The 15,006-nt window shown below is 55.3% G+C and carries 16 protein-coding genes; all 16 read right to left on the bottom strand.

Going from position 1 to position 15,006, the window contains the following annotated elements:
* Nucleotides 1-71: 71 nt before the first annotated feature.
* The 16 genes from KUG39_RS05390 to KUG39_RS05315 all read right to left on the bottom strand — a co-directional run bounded on the left by KUG39_RS05390 (nt 72) and on the right by KUG39_RS05315 (nt 15,000).
* A complete protein-coding gene (locus KUG39_RS05390; protein ID WP_286192942.1) occupies nt 72-773 on the bottom strand; it encodes a glycosyltransferase family 2 protein in 702 nt (233 codons plus the stop codon).
* Nucleotides 774-782: 9 nt separating this feature from the next.
* The gene (locus KUG39_RS05385; RefSeq protein ID WP_216913416.1) at nt 783-2,324 is read right to left on the bottom strand and encodes a class I SAM-dependent methyltransferase; all 1,542 of its coding nucleotides are present in this window, start codon (nt 2,322-2,324) and stop codon (nt 783-785) included.
* Between the two features lie 145 nt (nt 2,325-2,469).
* On the bottom strand, nt 2,470-3,357 hold the full coding sequence (locus KUG39_RS05380) for a glycosyltransferase family 2 protein (RefSeq protein ID WP_216913414.1): 888 nt from the start codon (nt 3,355-3,357) through the stop codon (nt 2,470-2,472).
* A gap of 144 nt (nt 3,358-3,501) precedes the next feature.
* The gene (locus KUG39_RS05375) at nt 3,502-4,272 is read right to left on the bottom strand and encodes a cephalosporin hydroxylase family protein (RefSeq protein WP_216913412.1); all 771 of its coding nucleotides are present in this window, start codon (nt 4,270-4,272) and stop codon (nt 3,502-3,504) included.
* Entirely contained in the window at nt 4,272-4,967 is a 696-nt protein-coding gene (locus KUG39_RS05370) for a metallophosphoesterase family protein (RefSeq protein ID WP_216913410.1), read from the bottom strand. The genes KUG39_RS05375 and KUG39_RS05370 overlap by 1 nt, the downstream gene beginning before the upstream one ends.
* Nucleotides 4,948-5,928, bottom strand: coding sequence for an ATP-grasp domain-containing protein (locus tag KUG39_RS05365; RefSeq protein ID WP_216913408.1), 981 nt, complete (start codon nt 5,926-5,928; stop codon nt 4,948-4,950). Before KUG39_RS05365 ends, KUG39_RS05370 begins: the two co-directional genes overlap by 20 nt.
* A 153-nt stretch (nt 5,929-6,081) precedes the next feature.
* On the bottom strand, nt 6,082-6,804 hold the full coding sequence (locus tag KUG39_RS05360) for a class I SAM-dependent methyltransferase (protein WP_216913406.1): 723 nt from the start codon (nt 6,802-6,804) through the stop codon (nt 6,082-6,084).
* A gap of 18 nt (nt 6,805-6,822) precedes the next feature.
* The gene (locus KUG39_RS05355; protein WP_353617334.1) at nt 6,823-7,530 is read right to left on the bottom strand and encodes a WbqC family protein; all 708 of its coding nucleotides are present in this window, start codon (nt 7,528-7,530) and stop codon (nt 6,823-6,825) included.
* A gap of 14 nt (nt 7,531-7,544) precedes the next feature.
* Nucleotides 7,545-8,660 (bottom strand): class I SAM-dependent methyltransferase, encoded by a 1,116-nt coding sequence (locus KUG39_RS05350; protein WP_216913403.1) that lies wholly within the window; start codon nt 8,658-8,660, stop codon nt 7,545-7,547.
* A gap of 108 nt (nt 8,661-8,768) precedes the next feature.
* Nucleotides 8,769-9,590, bottom strand: a complete 822-nt coding sequence (locus KUG39_RS17550) for a phytanoyl-CoA dioxygenase family protein (RefSeq protein WP_216913401.1) — start codon at nt 9,588-9,590, stop codon at nt 8,769-8,771.
* On the bottom strand, nt 9,587-10,750 hold the full coding sequence (locus tag KUG39_RS05340; RefSeq protein ID WP_216913398.1) for a DegT/DnrJ/EryC1/StrS family aminotransferase: 1,164 nt from the start codon (nt 10,748-10,750) through the stop codon (nt 9,587-9,589). Before KUG39_RS05340 ends, KUG39_RS17550 begins: the two co-directional genes overlap by 4 nt.
* 3 nt (nt 10,751-10,753) lie before the next feature.
* Nucleotides 10,754-11,995 (bottom strand): class I SAM-dependent methyltransferase, encoded by a 1,242-nt coding sequence (locus tag KUG39_RS05335; RefSeq protein WP_216913396.1) that lies wholly within the window; start codon nt 11,993-11,995, stop codon nt 10,754-10,756.
* Nucleotides 11,992-12,540 carry a dTDP-4-dehydrorhamnose 3,5-epimerase family protein gene (locus KUG39_RS05330; protein WP_216913393.1) on the bottom strand — a complete coding sequence of 183 codons (549 nt, stop codon included), beginning with the start codon at nt 12,538-12,540 and terminating at the stop codon, nt 11,992-11,994. Before KUG39_RS05330 ends, KUG39_RS05335 begins: the two co-directional genes overlap by 4 nt.
* Nucleotide 12,541: 1 nt before the next feature.
* Nucleotides 12,542-12,835 (bottom strand): hypothetical protein, encoded by a 294-nt coding sequence (locus KUG39_RS05325; protein WP_216918247.1) that lies wholly within the window; start codon nt 12,833-12,835, stop codon nt 12,542-12,544.
* A gap of 87 nt (nt 12,836-12,922) precedes the next feature.
* Complete coding sequence (locus KUG39_RS05320) at nt 12,923-14,185, bottom strand: ABC transporter ATP-binding protein (RefSeq protein WP_216913387.1); 1,263 nt, start codon at nt 14,183-14,185, stop codon at nt 12,923-12,925.
* A complete protein-coding gene (locus KUG39_RS05315; protein WP_216913385.1) occupies nt 14,182-15,000 on the bottom strand; it encodes an ABC transporter permease in 819 nt (272 codons plus the stop codon). The genes KUG39_RS05320 and KUG39_RS05315 overlap by 4 nt, the downstream gene beginning before the upstream one ends.
* Nucleotides 15,001-15,006: the final 6 nt, after the last annotated feature.

Here is a 15,006-nt window from a genome sequence, read left to right as displayed (position 1 = left end):
ACTGCCGACCAGAGCTGACAATGGCCCGCTCAGACCAAAACGGCGTGGCGGGCCTCGGATTGACGACTATTTCAGCAGCCTCCTAGGTTCTCTGCGCAGATCGTGATCAGACGGCGCCGGAACGGAGAAGGTCCGACCCGTGACATGCTCCCGGGGATTTCACGATAGGCCAGCAGAACCTCACCCATGTTGGCAACCTGACCGATCCGGGACAAACGGGACCAGAGCTCGAAGTCCTCCGGGGGCTGGCGCTCGGGATCTGTGGTGTAGCCACCAACCTGCTGCACAGCTTGCTTACGCAGCATCACCGAACTGTGCACAAACGGATTATTGAACAGCATCAGATAGCGAAGTTCCACCTCATTCACGGGATGGCGATGGAAGCGATCCACGGGACGATCCACCTCCAGAATCTGCGCCCAGGTACCCAGCAGAACGCAATCAGGATGGGCCTCCATGTGGGCCACCTGTTTGCCCAAACGCTCTGGATAGGAAAGATCATCCTGATCCTGCCTCGCAATATACTGGCCTCTGGCCAGGGAGATGCCCCGGTTGAGGGTGGCCGCTAGGCCCTGGTTGGCCTGATGAATGATACGAATACGCTCGTCCTGAAACCCCTTCATCACCTCGGCGGAGCGATCCTTCGATCCATCGTTGATGATGATGAACTCAAAAGCATCGAACGTCTGGCGCAGGATGCTTTCGATGGCCTCACCTAGATAGTCCTCGCAGTTATAGACAGGCAGGACCACGGAGACGAGCGGATCAGTCAAGTACCCACCTCACAGAACAATGCGGATGATGTCGTCTTTCACTGTGAAGTCGGCCTTGGGAAAAGCCCTGTGGACATAATCACTGAGGGCAGCAAGGGTGGGGTAATCGTGAGTGCCATCGAAGTTACGTGCATCATCGATCAACACCACATGGCCCTGCACGGGATGCCTGAGAATGGCATCAACCTCGGCAGATACGGGCGTTTCACGATCCCCAAGGGCCGTATTACCCGCCGAATAGTGCCCGTCAAGCCAGAAGAGGGTCGGAACACTGAGGCCTTCAAGAATGCGTGGAAGCACCTGGGAGCTGTCTCCTTGGATGATGGAGATATGGGGGAACTCACGGAGACGCTGCTGGGCCCGCTGACAGAGATCGGTGCTGAGCTCAATCGAGATGATCGCCTTGAACCGATGGCGCAAGGCAAAGATCATGTCACCCAGATAGGTACCGGTTTCCACAAGCGTTGCAAGCCGATAGCGGGAGGCATAACGCGTCAGCAGCTTCTGCTTATAAAGGTGGGGTGGGGGCACCGGGCTTCCGGAACGCCGCCAGGCCTGGATCAGGGAGCGCTCCTTCGCCCGCCGCTGCAGGTACTGAACGAGCCGCTCAACGAAGCGATAGGGCGGGAGAGCGGTGACGAAGGCGACCGCCTGATCCCAGAGACCGGTGACCGTGCGAGCCAGCATCGCCAGAACACGATCCTGGAGGCTCCGCCGAGGAAGCAGCGACTCCAGAACCAGACTGACCGGCTGCAGACTTTCGGCGGGAGGGGTCGTTTCAGCTGCGCCTACGAAGAGATTCTGCTTCAGCCGCTCCGACCAATAGGCATAGGAAGCTAGCGGCAAGGGGCGCGAGTAAACAGGCTTGTTGGTCAGATACGTTCTGCCGTCATAGGCATTGATCACATGGCACAACTGACTCCTGTCAAATATTCTGGTCAAGTCCAACTCAGGGAAACCCAAAGCGGAGAAGTCGTCCTCGCGGACGTAGATGCAGTTCGTGGCAGTGCAGGCGGCCAGGCCATAGCCCTTCTCCTTAGCCAGGCGCGTTAACGCTGCAGCGGAAGCGCCGAAGTACTCACCCTCTCGCTGCACAAGGTCCAGCTCCGGCGGGATGGTTGGATTGTATTCAATGACAACGACCCTGGGCCGATACGTGTTAAGCGAGTCCCAGACATTGTAATCATCACCATCAATATCAATCGACAGAAGATCAATGCCATCAGGTGCAATCGCCTCCGCTGAGAGCAGATTATCCAGACTGCTGGGTCCGCTAGCCACAACATAGGCATGAACAGCCTGCACCTCAGGGAAGCTGCCAATCGACTCTTGAAGTTGCCGAAACCTCTCTCGGTCGCCTTCGATCAGTACGGCAGACCAGCCCGATTCGTGCCAGAGCGCCCACGTGTTGCTCAGATGCTTGCCATCCCAGGCGCCAAATTCAACGCACAGCCTGGAACGGGGTTGGATGCGCCGAAAGATTTCGGCAAGGATGCCGTCCTCGCCATTCTGAGAAACAATATTGCTGGCGTGCTGCTCAAGTGTCGCCATGCATTCAGCTGGGGGCTTCCTGTGGCTGATGTTACTACCCCTCGCGCTACTGCCCTCCGCAAGCATCTCAGCAATGCCCAACAATTGAGATACTACGCAATGACCGATAAACTCTCCTTGGTGGGCAGGCCAAAGGCAACGGGAACTAGGCCAGATCCAACTTCATCCGGCGAATCACCAATGGCAGAAGACGGAAGAGGAACGACATGAAAGAAACAGGGTTAGAATCAGGGGTTATTGCCATGATGCGAATATAAACGAAAAAGTACTTCAGATGACTGGCCATCAGCCTCCATCGATGGTGCTTTTCACGCTGAGGCTCGCTGGCGCAACCTTGAACCGCTGTTTCAGAGGCTGGGAAAGGAATTCCAACGTTGTACAGCCGTTCTTCCGCAAGATTGAAGGACCAACGGGATAGAACATCGCAGACAAACAGCATGTCAGCACCCCAAGCCGCCGAGTTAAAAAACCTAGTCACAGAAGCATCAATCAACGCCTCGCGACGAAAAAGCCCATAAATCAGATTAGCTTTACCTCGTTCAGGAGCCTGAAGAGCGTAGTGGGTCACACGGCTGGCACCATCGTCATGAAGAAATTCTCTATACGCATCGTAAAAAGATCCATAGTCTTTGCATAGCGACCCATCTGGATAGCGAACATCGAAGTCACAGAATGACAAACCACTCTTGGGATTGGTGATGAGTGGACGCAAGAGCTTCTCAATGAAGGCTGGGTGCCACTCGTCATCGTCGGCCGCCCACATAAAGAATGCGCCCCTAGCTTGACGCAAAACAAAGGCGAAGTTCTCACTAGGCCCAACATTCGCCTGTTGAACATAATGACGAATCCGAGGATCCGCATGCGAAACATTTGCAATCAACCGGCCCACTTCAGGATCTGGTGATGCGTTATCTGAAACAACAATCTCCAGATGCCGATAGGTCTGTGACCGGATAGAGTCGAGAGCGCGTTGCAACGACGCTGGCCTGTTGTATGTTGGCATCCCAACAGTAACCAGTGGATGCTGTTCCATCGCAGGGCTAAGGCGCGATCAAGCCTAACATTGGACCATTCATTGACTAGACATCGAAATCGCGCACACGAAAACCAACAAGACAAGAGCTACGGGAGAATGGCAGAGGAAGATTACGCAGATCCTGTACCATCCCGAAGCATCCTACAATTTTCTCAGAAATCCACAGCGGGCCACGGTAATCTGCAGCTTCTGATCAATTGCTCTATCCATCGCCCAGCCAGCATGGTCAGCAAGATACATTTGTAACGCTGTCAATGGGCTGTTGCCAGGGCCCCAGGAACGATCAGTTCTGAACTCAGGCCTCATATACTCCACCACTGTGTCGTAAACGATGCAGTAGCTGCCTGAGGTAACCAAGGGGGCATAGGCAAAAAGCTCTCGCAACACATGCTCACAGGTGTGATCGGAATCCAGGCAGACCAGGACGCATTGATATCCAGAAGCAATGCTGGTCACTTGCTCAACGATATCCGAAGCGATACTCGAACCCTGGATCAGCTGGATGTAAGGGGACAGGGGATGGGCCAGGATCTCCTTCCTATTATGCTCGCGAATATCGATATCAATGCCCAAAACCTTGCGTTGTGTCCTGACGGTGTCAGGAGCTGCTTGCAACTCATCCACGCGATCGAGCAAGGCAAGCAATGATGCACTGAGCATCAAGGAGCCGCCGTGGGCCACGCCAGTCTCGATGATGAGATCGGGCCGTACACGCCAAACGATCTCCTGAAATGCCACCATATCCTGAGGATACTGAATGATAGGGCGCCCAAGCCATGAAAAGTTGTAGGTGTACTTATGGACTCCTGAATGATGCATCCAATCCAGGGTTTCTTCCCATAGCGATTCATCAGCGGCAAGCCCTTCAATATTGCGATCAACTTCCTGTTGAAAAAGCTCCAACTGGTCCATTAAATGCCCTCAAGAATAATTTGATCAACACGCCCTCCGACTTGCGCACCCTTTCGAAGGTTCGTGAATGAGAAATCGGGAAAGCCTGCAGACTTCATGGAGTCTTCTGTCGCAGCGATATCATACTCTACGCGCTTCAACTGAACCCCATCAGGACCGAGAACCGCATACGCCGCCTTCGGGTTGCCGTCCCGCGGTTGTCCGACTGAACCCGGATTACAGAATAACAATCTCTCCAGTCTGTAAAGAACCTGCACATGGGTATGGCCACAGAAAAGCCTCTGCAAGCCTTCACGGCAAAGGGCTGGAGTCACGCGATAAATGTATTGCTCCAGGCAGTCATCGGGACCTCCATGGACAAAAAGATCCAAGCCAACGCGCAATTGATCCAGGCTGGTTGCCAACCAGGCGAGATTGTCCGGAGTGATCACGGCTGCCTGATAGGCCAGCGTTCGGGAAACCAGCTCGGAGCGAGGGCATCCCATGCCGCTCAACAGATAGGCATCATGATTGCCTCGTATCAGAGCCAGGTTGGGCAGTGTTCGCAGTAATTCAATGCATTCATTGATGTCGGCGTGGTAACCCGCCACATCACCCAAGCAGATATACCCATCACAACCCAACGCCTCGGCATCAGCCAACACGGCGCGAAGCGCCGCATAGTTCGCGTGAATATCACTGATGATCGCTTTCATAAACAATGACGTCACTGATTTTTCGCCAGGCACGCCCTTTCAGAATCTCAGGCTCTGGAGGGGTCTGCTGCTGTAAGAAGAATTGAATGCACATGCCTGGTTCATTATAGCCAAATGCCGCCTTTAGCGATGTCGAGCTGGAAAAGCGTGGATTGATCTCAAGCAGGTAATACTGACCCTGGTGCAGCCTGAATTGATAGTTTGTGGGGCCCACCGGCTGAAGATGCCGGGATAAGGTATCAATCGAAGCCGCAATGGATTCACAGGATTCCACCTCCACATAGTTTGTATAGCCAGCATTTGAAAGGAGACGCCGAAAGACAATAGGGGTGAGGCTACGACCGTTGCCTAGGCCAAATGCACTGGCCGTGTACTCATGTTCAGTATCACCAAGATAGGGCTGCACGATATAGTCTGCTTCGCCACATTCTGAGAAAGCGCGCTGATAGTCCATCTGACTCTCGACAATATGGATTCCTCTTGAACCATTACCACTGCATGGCTTCAGTACATAGGGGCCAAGGCCAAGAATCCCAAGATCAGCTGTGGCACTGGCAGACAGCGTAGGGATTCGGGCGATATCGATTGAAGACAACTCATCATAAGTGATCAACTTATTGCAACAAATATTCAACATTCTTGGCGTATTGATGGCAAGTGTACTCAGCTGACCAAGCTCATGCCGATGCCAATCCAAAAACAGCACATCAGACTCAATCCCTGGAAGGACGAGATCAATCCGATGGGATACGAGGAGCTGCCGCCAGAATTCAAGATAGGCTGCACTTTCCTCATCATGGATCGGCTTGCAGAGGAAGACATCGCAGAGATGAGAGCCAACCGTATGGGGCGAACGATCCAAGCCGATCACACAAACTTCGGCATCACAGGAGCGCAGGGCTTCAACAATGCCCTGGCCAATGATCGCGCCGACACCGGTTACAAGAATGTTGAAGCCCAACTAGGCACCTCCCCTCAACAGGACGATCAAACAGCTCTCCAACACGCTCCCCTCAACCTGGCGTTGCACGGATGGGAGTCGCCGTAGCGCGGTCCATCTCACCCGAGCAGATGCCCCGTCCATTGCGTAATCATCCATCGGCTGCGGCTTCGCTCAACGAAGTTGAGCCTCCACAAGCAGGCCTACAGAAAGCTCAGGAAAATCGATGCCCACCTGGAGCAACGCCTGGAAATTCTCCGCCGCATCCTCCATACGTTGCAGAACCGGTAATGGTAAAGGCTTGAGATAGATGCCTTCCAAATGGGTCAGTTCATACCCTGATGACTCCAAATCAGCCGTGAGCGTATCAACGCAGTACTGGCGCTGGTGGCCCATCGCCACATCATTGGCATTGAGATCATAAAGATCATTGATCTTGCCCATGGCATAGCCTATGCGTCTATTTAGTGACTTTCCATTCGGGACAGCAACAAAAAGTTTGCCCCCGGGGGCCAGGTATTGCGCATACCTCTGAAGCACCATACGGGGATCATCCACATGCTCGAGGATGAATCCCATGACGATATAGTCAAACTTCTCTAAAGTCTCAAAATCTTCGAAATAGCAATGCTGGATCTCGCAATCCAGATCAGGATGCTCAGCACGAAACTGCTCGATCACAACCGAAGCACCTTCGATGAGGACATGGCGGCTGGCCACTTCGTGAAAGATCCGAGCCGTGATTCCATGCCCAATACCTAATTCCAGAATCGAGCGGCCAGTGTGAAGCCGCTGCAGTATTCTTTGAGGATACCAATTCAGAACAAGATCGTTCTCAAAAATCGTTGGGGCTTTCGCATGATATTGCGTGGCCTCTGCATTAAGGTCGCGTTGCATAAGTTGCGAAAGCTTAGGTCATTTTGCAATGAATTGATTCCACTTTACCACAGAACCAGTAATGGCTTTGCGCCCTTCCTTTCCCATCATGGCTACGAGATCAAGGCTGGAAACATAGGGGTTGAAAGGCTGGCTCAACTGTGGATAAGGCATCAATCCATAGTCAAGAAAGGAAACTTCGATTCCAGCCCGTTCGAACGAAGGCTGATCCAGATAGTTTTTCGCACCATGCCCGGTGATGTACTCATTGGCATCAAGATGCTGACAGATCTCCAGCACACGCGCACTGCCGCATCCACCGATGCCCAGCTCCGATGACACCTCGAAGGTCGTCGTGTCCGCGAGTCCGAAGTAGGTCGCGAGACACTTCACGGAATCAATGGCGATGGACGATAGTCGCGTAGCCTCGGCATAAAAAACGGACTCCATGAGTTCCATCGCGTCGGAAAGATAGGGAGCCTTGCGGTAAGCAGCATGAAATTTACGCAGATGGGCCAACTTCCAATCCTTGTCGCTATTCAGCTCAATCTCCTGGATCGCCATGGCTGCCCTGGGCAGACGAACAGGCAGCGTGAGCCATTGCTGAACGCCATCGACCAGGAGTTGCACACGATTAGTAAAACTTCCCTTGGAGAATTGCACATCGTCATAAAACACATAAGTATCGGCGGCCATGACCTGCTCCAGGTGCCCATACCATGGGAAATACATTGGCTGCGAGATCACCAAGCGCACGGTCCTTACTCCAGATAGATACAATCGATTTTTCTACCCTGCCACAGATCAATTCCTTGAATGATCTGCTTGGCACTCTGCGGGTTCAACCCAACGAGCAGGGTATCGATGGTCTCTGGCAGTTCACTAGGCGACACAACACGAACACCGGCAATGCTTGTTCCCTGAAGGAACGGATTTTGATCGACAATCACGGCTGGTGTTCGCCCTGATGCCTCCAGGAGGCCCCTCAGGTAAGTGCCATAAAAACCGGCTCCGTAAATGGCAACGCTCGCATCATCAGGCAAGGATGATAGACGCATCGTCAGGCGCTCCTGCTGCGATGACCAGAATTGAGCAATATCGGACAGCATGCGCCTTTCCCGTTCATCCACGGGATAGTCATGGCTCTGCAGAGACGGCAAAGGCATAGATCCAACTGCCTCACCCTTAACGCTTGAGGCCTTTCTTGCCGCCACGACATAAGCCGCAAAATGCACACTAGCATCCACTTCAATACCCTCAAAGCCATTCACCTTCAGCATGGCTTGCAACGATGAGGGCAAGAAATGATTCACATGGTCAGCAACGATGAAATCAGCAAGATTTGCCAATACATTGGGGACAATAAAATAAAACACACCGCCTGGCTTAAGGCAGTCGCGGATGGAATCAAGAGATTCCTGCAGGTCAGAGATATGTTCTAGGGCATAAAATGAGGTGACAATGTCAAAGCTTTCCTTGGCGCTATCGGGAATATTCCTAACGAAACAGTGATCAAGCTGCGTAAAGGTGCTCCAGATAGGCAAATACTTATCGCTGACATCATACAGATAGGGCTGCAGAGATGGAATCATCTCGCAGATTCTCATCATCGTCAGGCTCTTGCCACAGCCATAGTCCAACACACGAACACCATCCGATATCGCCAGTTTGTGGCAAGCAACCCGGGCTTGATGCTCTGCCCTATAAACTGGCTTCTCTCCATCCATGGCATAAAGCTGGTCGTCATTCTCGTTAAGGCGGCCAACTTCATAGGTATCTTCGTAGTAAGCCTTCAAATCAATCAGTGGGTCCGTCTGCACATGACCACATTCAGAACAATAACTGACAACGGTGGCACCCCGAAGGGTTGTGTTCATGGTCGTCAATGAGGTTGAAGCTGGTGAGCCCCTGTAGATTTCTTCCAGCGAGTGGCTGTGACAGCAATTGCAGCGTTTCATGGGGATCATGCGGGGTGAGACAGGAGGTTACTTTTTGCTTTTAACTTGATACCGAAAAAAGTCCGTAGGACTCGATGGCCAACCATTAGCCACCGCTTCAGGATTCTTGAAATTGAAATATCTCACTTGCATTGTCACCCTGAGCTGATTAGATCGATTATAGCCACTTTGATGAATCGTGCTGAAGTCCATCAACAATAAATCTCCTGGCTTGCTGAGCGGCGTAATCTGCTTGTACCGCGCAATCACAGACTCCTCATCAGGAATGCCTGTCTGATAAAGACCCGACTTGTAGGCATATTTTTCAAGCGGCTGATGAGGAATGAACCCCTCATGATTCGATGCCTCACAAATCACAACGGATCCCATATCCTCAGCCACTGGAACTAGAGGAATCCAGAGAACGAGACCATCCATGCTCTGGGGATTGGAGGCAAACTCCTGATGCCAATGGGATCGGAACATATCCTCGTTCGGCAAATCGTAGCGAATGCCATAGCTCCGATCTCCAACTCCTACCAGATCCGTCTCGCGCAACAGGGCGTAGAGCTCCTCAAACTCCCTGCAGGAAGCTAGCCTGAGAAATGATGGAATCTGCTTGGATGCGTCGTAGAGATCCGACAAAAAGGCGCGGTCAAGTATCGAAAGCCGCAGGATCTCGGCCGCAGTCTCCTCTTCGCTATGAAAATCATTCAGCGAGAAGTCGAGGCTCCGACGCACTGAAATCAGGCGAGACAACTGGTGGATGGAAGTCCAAATCGGCAGAATATATTGATCTCTATCGATAAACTCAGTCAGCTTGGCATATCCCAAACTGCTGAGCTGCTGGCGAATCAGCGAGTGATTCACGACTTACCTAGAATATCAGAAATTGACTGTACCACATAGCGAAGGTCATCCTCTTCCATGTCATGAAAAGACGGGAGGTTAAGCGCATGGCTGGAGAAACTAGAAGCTTGGATGTTCGTTGTGCTGGAGCGGACTTCAAGAGCCTCACAGTATTGGGGCCACGTGTTGCAGACCAGACTCAATGGATGAAAAACAACACGTGCATCAATCCCGCGATCCACCAGCCCTGCCCTCAAGGGTTCCACCGAATCCAGTACCTCATCGGAGAAAACAACGGTGGGCATCCAGGCACCCGGTTCCGTATCATACTTTCCTTCAGGGTTCAACCTGGCGGTGCCGGGAAAGGCGCTGGCGAAGGCGTCCCGATACTGGCTGAGGATATTCTTCTTTCGGGCAATCAACGCATCGATACGCTCCACCTGACCACAGCCGATGGCCGCCTGCACATTGCTCATCTTGAACTTGTAGCCCAGGATGTCGGGCCAGAACTGCTTCACCTGTTTCCTGGCCCTACCGTGGTTGGACAGTGTCAGAACCCGTTCGAACAATTCCCCATCATCGGTGACGAACATGCCGCCTTCCCCCGTGGTCATGGTCTTGGTTCCGTGGAAGGAAAAAGCTCCGAAACGGCCCAGACTGCCGGCCCGCTTTCCTTTCCATATGGAGCCAATGGCTTCCGCAGCATCTTCGATCACAGGGATGCCGTAAGCCTCACCAATCGCCAACAGTCGATCCATGTCACAGAGATTTCCATAGAGGTGGACAGCGACGATGGCCTTCGTCTTTTCTGTCACGGCCGCTTCCACCTGGCTGGGATCAAGGCACCAAGTGTCGGGCAGAATGTCCACGAATACCGGCTGAGCGCCGAGATGAAGAATCGGTGCCAAGGTGGCTACCCAATTGGTATCCGCCAAGATCACCTCATCACCCTCCCCAATGCCCAAGGCATGCAGGCCTAGCTGCAGGGCTCCCGTGCAGCTGCTGGTGGCAATGGCATGGGTCACGCCGAGGTGCCGCTGGAAAGCCTCTTCAAAGCGGACAATGTAGTCGTAACACTGTTGCCCCCATCCATGGCGGGCTGCATCCGTGGCATAGCCGACTTCCAGCTCCGTGATGGAAGGCTGAGTGTATGGAATCCTGCGGTACCCCTGTTGCTTCATGGCTCAGATCGTCATCAACGACGGAATGGCAACCTTGATCGGAATGGCGATGGATCCTGAGAGCTGGGCCTTCACTTCCTTCGCCAGATTCCAGGGCAGCACCAGCAACTCATCGGGACGGCGAGCCAGCAGGTCTTCCACACTGACGACCGGAATGTGGCTGCCGGGCAGCCATTTGCCGATTTTGCTCGGGGCTCGATCGGCCACTGCCTGCAGGAGATCGCTGCGGATGCCGGCGAAGTTAAGCATGGTGTTTCCCTTGGCGGCGGCGCCATAGGCGAGCACACACTGGCCGGAGCGTCGTGCCGCCAACAGGTATTCCATCAAGGCGAACTTGGCACTGAGGGCATTGATCTGGCAATGGGCATAGGCCGCCAGAGTCTCCAGCCCGGCCGCCCGTTCTTCCGACAGAACCGTCGACACGGCCTCACGCTCGGCAACGGTCTGGCGCTGGGATGCCGCCTCCCCTCGGCGCGCCAGCCAGATCCTGAGGCTGCCGCCATGGGTGGTGAGCGGCTCAGCGTCGAAGACCATCAGCCCCACCGCCTCCGCCATCCGCTGTAGCGTGGTGAGACTGAGGTAGCTGTAATGTTCGTGATAGATCGTATCGAACTGGTTTCCATCCAGCAAACGCAAAAGGTGGGGAAACTCAACCGAGGCCAGGCCACTGGGTCGGAGCAGGCGGGCGATGGCGGCCAGAAAGTCGTTGATGTCGGGGACGTGGGCCAGCACATTGTTCGCTACCAACAGATCAGCCCGACGGCCGTCAGAAATCAGCTCTTCGGCCAGGGCACCCCCGAAGAATCGTTCGATCGTTTCGACCCCCTTGGAGCGCGCCGTCTCCGCCGTGGCGTGGGTGGGCTCAATGCCGAGGCAGGGAATCCCCTGGGCCTTCACGTACTGGAGCAGGTAGCCATCGTTGCTGGCAACCTCCACCACTAAACTTCCGGGCCCCAGCGAAAGGCGCTTGACGGCCGCCTGGACGAACCGCTCCGCATGCTGACACCAGGTGATGGAGGTGCTGGAAAAATAGGCGTAATCCGCCGTGAACAGCTCATCCGCCGGAGCATGCATGGGGAGCTGCACGAGCCAGCAGTTTGAGCAGACATACACGCGCAAAGGGAACGTCACCTCCGGCAGACTCAGCTTTGCTTCGCACAGGTAGGCATTGCTGGGCGGCTGATGGCCCAGATCAATCACCTCGTGCTGCAGAGGGGTTCCGCAGTGCCTGCAATGGTGGGTCATGGCAGGCACTCCAGCAGGGGCAGCGACCGGTCGCGCTCGCTTAGGTCGCGGGGCTCCATCGGCCAGTCGATGTCGAGCTGGGGGTCATCCCAGCGCACACCCTTCTCCTCCTTGGGGCGATAGGGCGCCCCGTGGAGGTAAAGCAAGGCGCTGTCCGACTCCAGCACCTGAAACCCATGGGCACAGCCCGTGGGAATCAGCAGGGAGTTGCCGGCTTCGGCACTGAGCTCCACAGCCACCCATCGGCCTCGCGTGGCGGAATCGGGCCGCAGATCAACGGCCACGTCCCACACACGGCCCACCACGCAGCTGACCAACCGGAACTCGGGAGGCGTTCCTTGTTGCAGGTGCAGTCCCCGGACCGTGCCGGGCCGTGGATTGTGGCTGAGATTCACCTGCTCGATCGGCCGGTCCTCTCCCCACAGCTGATCCCATTCGCCGCGCCGGAACACATTCAGGAAACGGCCACGTTGATCTCCGTGGGGCTGGCGCCGGATCTCCAGCACACCCTCCAGGGCCGTGGCGCGATGGCTGGGCTCAGCCATCTCAGGCGAGGGAGGGCAGAGGCAGCACGTTGAAGGCATCAAGATCCTCCAGACCCCAGCCATCGGCGATGCCCATGAGGCGCTGAAACGCCACCTCATGCCCGGCCTCCGCCGCAAACCCACGCAGACGCTCGGCGCGCATGTCGCTCCGGTTGCCGGGATTGTGGGCCCAGTCGCAGTTGGGTGGCACGGTGCCGTAGTTGGAGTGATGCAGGAAGGCACTGTCACCGGGCCTAGGGAAGCGCGACATCTCATGGAAATAGGCGCGCACCAAAGACGAATCGAAATGCACCATGGAAGCAAAGGAATAGACCAACAAAACCCATCCCACCTCAGGGCACCATTCTCTCATGTCGTACGGCCAGGTGCCACGCCAAAGCCATTAATTCAAGCTCCAGTTCAATTGCGGCCGTACGGCACCGGGCACCTTATGCACAGCACCATGACGAGCCTCATCATGGAGATCCTCGATCACCTGGAAACAGAACTGATCCTGCACATGAAAATGACAACACTGGGGCATCGGGGTGGTGGCCGCAAAGTTGACGGAATAGGTTCCCTCATTGAGAAATCGCGCCGGCAACCAGACCGTCGCCCGATGGCGTCCCAAGGTGACAGGAGACTCCTGACGAGGACTGGTGATGAAAGCACACTGGCCAGCTGTGAAGAAATGGAAATTCGGGATCACCTGTCCAGTGGAGGGCTCCAGAAGTTCATACGTCATCTCGAGGCCGAACTCCCGGTCAATGTGCGCATAGCTGAGACTTTCGCCGGACCGGTCCACCATCCGTGCCCCGATCATGCGGCAGAACCTGTCGCCGGGTGGATCCGCACGGAGGTCGAGCGATGAACCCGACGTTTCCTCGCTGCTGGCGAAATAGGAAGCCGTAACGGATTCGGTGGGGCCGATCTGAGTCACCTTGCCATTCTCCAGCAACATGCAGGTATCACACAGGCTGTTGACCGTACTCAGGCTGTGGCTCACGAACAGCACGGTGCGGCCCTGGCCGGTGACATCCTTCATCTTGCCGAGGCACTTCTTCTGGAACTGAAGGTCGCCGACAGCCAGCACTTCATCGATGATCAGAATGTCCGGCTCTAGGTGGGCGGCCACCGCAAAGGCCAGACGCACATACATGCCACTGGAATAGCGCTTCACGGGTGTGTCGATGAAGCGGTGGACTTCAGCGAAATCGACGATCGCATCGAAGACCCGATCAATCTGCCGGCGTCGCATGCCCAGCAAGGTGCCGTTGAGGTAGATGTTCTCCCGTCCGCTGAACTCCGGATGGAAGCCCGTGCCCACCTCCAGCAGGGATCCCACCCGTCCGCGGATCTCGGCCATGCCCGTGGAGGGCTCGGTGATCCTCGAGAGGATCTTCAGCAAGGTGCTCTTGCCGGCGCCGTTGCGGCCGATCACACCGAACACCTTGCCCCGGGGAACATCGAAGTCCGCATCCCGCAGCGCCCAGAAGGTCTCGCTGGTCAGGCGCTGCCGGCCACCAGTCCGTCGCCAGGGCCAGATTCCCCGCTGGGGCGTCCCGTCCGCCGACGTCTCATCAGCAGCCACCGTTTCCAGATGGCCGATTCTGTAGGACTTGCCAAGGGACCGAACCGAAATGGCGATATCGGAAGACTCACTCATACGATGTCGGCGAAGCCCCTCTCGATCCGCTGAAACACGGCCATACCGATCGCCAGGGAGCCAACCAGACCGGTCAGCATGCTCAGGAACATAGTGGAGGTAATCGGCACGCCGCCCAGCACCGCCCAGCGGAAACCCTCAATCAGTCCCACGGTGGGATTCAGGGAATAGAGAAAAAGCCATTTCTCCGGGATCAGTGATGAGGAATAGACAATCGGTGTCAGATAATTCCAGGCCTGCAGAGCGAATGGCACGGCATAGCCGAAGTCCCGATGGTAGACATTCAAGGAGGCCACGATCAGGGTGAGCCCGAGGCCCATCAGGAACGCCGCCAGAAGAAAGAAGGGTGCCGCCAGCATGTGCCATCCCAGACCCACGCCGAAGAGGGCCAGAAGCACCACCAGAACCGCCAGTCCCACCAGCCCATCCACCACAACTGATCCCATGGCGGCCAGGGGAATGATCAGGCGCGGAAAATAGATCTTCGACAGCAGGTTGGAATTCCCCACCAGGCTCCCCCCTGCCCGGCCAATGGTGTTGCTGAACAGACTCCAGGGGATCAGGCCCGTGAACACCATCAGCAGATAGGGCTGGCCATTGCTGGGCAGGCGGGCAAAATTGCCGAACAGCACAGCAAAAATGATGGCCGGCACCAGCGGCTGGAGAATCACCCAGACGACACCGAGGCTGGTCTGCTTGTAGCGAACCTGGATATCACGCAGTGAAAGGAAGTAAAGGAGATCGCGATACTCGACGATCTCCTTCCACTCAAAGAATGAAAAGCGGCGCCTGGGCTGAATGCGAGTGACGCTCATAAGGCG

The organism is Synechococcus sp. CCAP 1479/10 (assembly GCF_019038515.1).
GTDB lineage: Bacteria > Cyanobacteriota > Cyanobacteriia > PCC-6307 > Cyanobiaceae > Cyanobium.
Note: the sequence above shows the minus strand (reverse complement) of the source record. Positions and strands in the feature narration are given on the sequence as shown.